We start from the raw sequence: 2,419 nt of genomic DNA, 5'->3' as shown, positions 1-2,419 counted from the left end.
AGGAGCCGGCAGGGCGCCGCCACGCGGACGACCTCCAGCTCGACGTCACCGACGCGGATGCGGGTTCCCGGTTTCGTCGGGATCGGGCCACCGGAGACGGTGAGGTTGCGCCGGGTCAGGCCAGGGTCGACCGGCCGCCCGAGGTCCGCGGCGGCGGCCTCGAGGTCGGGCAGCGACTGGATGGTGACGTGGCGGTGCCGGCTGCCGTGGTAGCGGTCCCCCACCAGGCCGGCGCCGGCCTCGGCCTCGACGCTCGCGACCGAGCGCGTCGGCAGCCGTCGGCCCCTGGCGACGTGGATGGCGACCACCGTGAGGCTCATGCCGCCGAGACTAGGCGTCCCGGTCCGGTGGCTGGGGCTCGGGCTGGGTGGGTACGGGCGGGATCCGCAGCCCGGGCGGCGGCGAGCCGTGCTCGCGCCGGTACCACGCGGCATACGCCGCCACGGCGGTCGGCAGGGTCGGGAAGACCATGTCGGGGCCGACCTTCCCGACGAACCCGCTGGCCTGCAGGGAGCGGCGCAGGTCCTCCTTGACCCGCGCCATCGCGAAGCGGACAGATCGCTCCGCCAGCGTCGAGCGCACGGTCTCGAGGGCGTCCGCAGCCGTGAGGTCGACCTCGGTGTTGGCCTCGGCGTTGAGCAGGAACCACTCGACGCGCCCTCGCCGCGACGCCTCGTCGGCGACCTGCAGGGCACGCTTGACGAAGTCGTCGGAGTTGGCGAAGAAGAGCGGGGAGTCGTAGCGGTAGACGACCAGCCCGGGCACCTGGACGGCGTCGGGGTGGTCGTCGATGTCGTGCATCCCGGCCACGCCGGGCACGTAGCCGAGGACGCCGTCGTGCGGGTGCACGATCCGCCGGAGCAGGTCGAGCAGCGAGAGCCCGACCGCCACGCCGATGCCCGGCAGCACTCCCAGCCCCAGCACCGCCACGGTGGTCGCGAGCGCCAGCACGAGCTCGCTCCGCCGGAACGCGGCGATGCGCCGGAGCTCGCCGACCTCCACGAGCCGAGCCGCGGCGAAGACGACGACGGCGCCGAGCGCGGCCGTCGGGAACGCCGCGATCACCGGGCCGAGCCACAGCATCGTGGCGACGACGAGGACGAGCGACACGAGCGAGTGCAGCTGCGTGCGGGCGCCCATGTTGTCGGCGATGACGGTGCGGCTGCCGCTCGAGCTGATCGGGAACCCCTGCAGCAGTCCTGCGGCGACGTTGGCCCCGCCGAGCGCGAGGAACTCCTGGTTGCTGTCGATGCCGCCGTCGCCGGTGTTCTCGGCGCTGCCGGCGCTGCCGTCGGTGGCGCCGGTGCCCGCGCCCCGTCGCCCACTGAAGGCGCGCCCCGTGAGGACGTTGTCGGAGTAGGCGACCACCGCGACCCCGAGGGCGGCGGGCAGCAGGGACCGGAGGTCGACGCCGGACGGGTGCGGCACCTGCAGCGACGGCAGTCCCTGCGGCACGGGTCCGACGACCGCGACACCCGCCTGGTCGACCAGGCCGAAGGCCCAGACGACGGCGGTCGCCCCGAGCATCGCGATCAGCGGGCCCGGCCAGGTCGGGGCGAGGCGCTGGAAGGCCACGAGGGCGGTCAGCACCGCGAGCGACAGCGCCAGCGTCGGGAGGTGGACGTCGCCGAGGTGGGCCACGGCAGAGCCCACGTCCTGCGCGAAGGAGCCGCCCTCCACGGGGACGCCGGTGACCTTCCCCAGCTGACTGACGACCATGAGAACGGCGACGCCGGCGAGGTAGCCGACGAGCACCGGCTTCGAGAGCAGCTCCGCGAGGAAGCCGAGGCGCGCGACGAAACCGACGAGGCACATGAGCCCGACGGCGATGGCCAGCAGGGCGGCCACCTCCTGACGCATCGCGACGCCACCGGCCGCGGTCACGAGGGCGCCGACGCCGGCGGCCGTCATCAGGGCGGTCGTCGACTCCGGGCCCACGGACAGCTGCCGGGACGAGCCCAGCAGCGCGTAGACGAGCAGGCCCGGCCCGACCGCCCACAGCCCGGTGATCGCCGGCAGTCCGGCGACCTCGGCGTAGGCGAGCACCTGCGGCACCAGGTAGGCGGCCACGGTGATGCCGCCGAGCACGTCGCCCCGCAGCCACCGGCGGTCGTAGTGGCGCAGCACGACCACGCCCGGGAGCAGTCGCCCCCACGTCGCCCGCCCGCCGAGCCCCGCGGTCACGCGACGAAGGTACGCGACGGCGTATGCCGTCAGGTCGGTTTCGCGGTCAGGCGGGGATGCGCAGGCGGCGGGTCATCTCGCCGACCGCGACGGTGATGGAGTGCCCGAGGTGCACGCAGCGGCCGGCGATCTCGTTCTGCTGGCTGCCGCCGAGGCCGATGACGACCTCAGGGTGGGTGCGGGCGACGGTGTCGACGATGTCCTGCGCGGCGGTGATGTCGATGTCGCGCGGCAC

At 74.5% G+C, this 2,419-nt stretch carries 2 protein-coding genes and 1 pseudogene; all 3 read right to left on the bottom strand.

All coding sequences use genetic code 11. The features are described 5' to 3' along the window. Positions 1–320 (bottom strand): MOSC domain-containing protein (locus tag ABD194_RS07630; protein ID WP_343989739.1); only part of this gene is annotated, 320 nt, incomplete at its 3' end. A 10-nt stretch (positions 321–330) separates the two neighbouring features. After that, on the bottom strand, positions 331–2,184 hold the full coding sequence (locus ABD194_RS07625) for a SulP family inorganic anion transporter (RefSeq protein WP_343989673.1): 1,854 nt from the start codon (positions 2,182–2,184) through the stop codon (positions 331–333). Positions 2,185–2,230: 46 nt separating this feature from the next. Next, a pseudogene (locus tag ABD194_RS07620) lies at positions 2,231–2,419 on the bottom strand (MerR family transcriptional regulator); the annotation flags it as partial.

Origin of the sequence: Terrabacter terrae, from assembly GCF_039529575.1 — a bacterium.
Lineage (GTDB): Bacteria > Actinomycetota > Actinomycetes > Actinomycetales > Dermatophilaceae > Terrabacter > Terrabacter terrae.
Note: the sequence above shows the minus strand (reverse complement) of the source record. Positions and strands in the feature narration are given on the sequence as shown.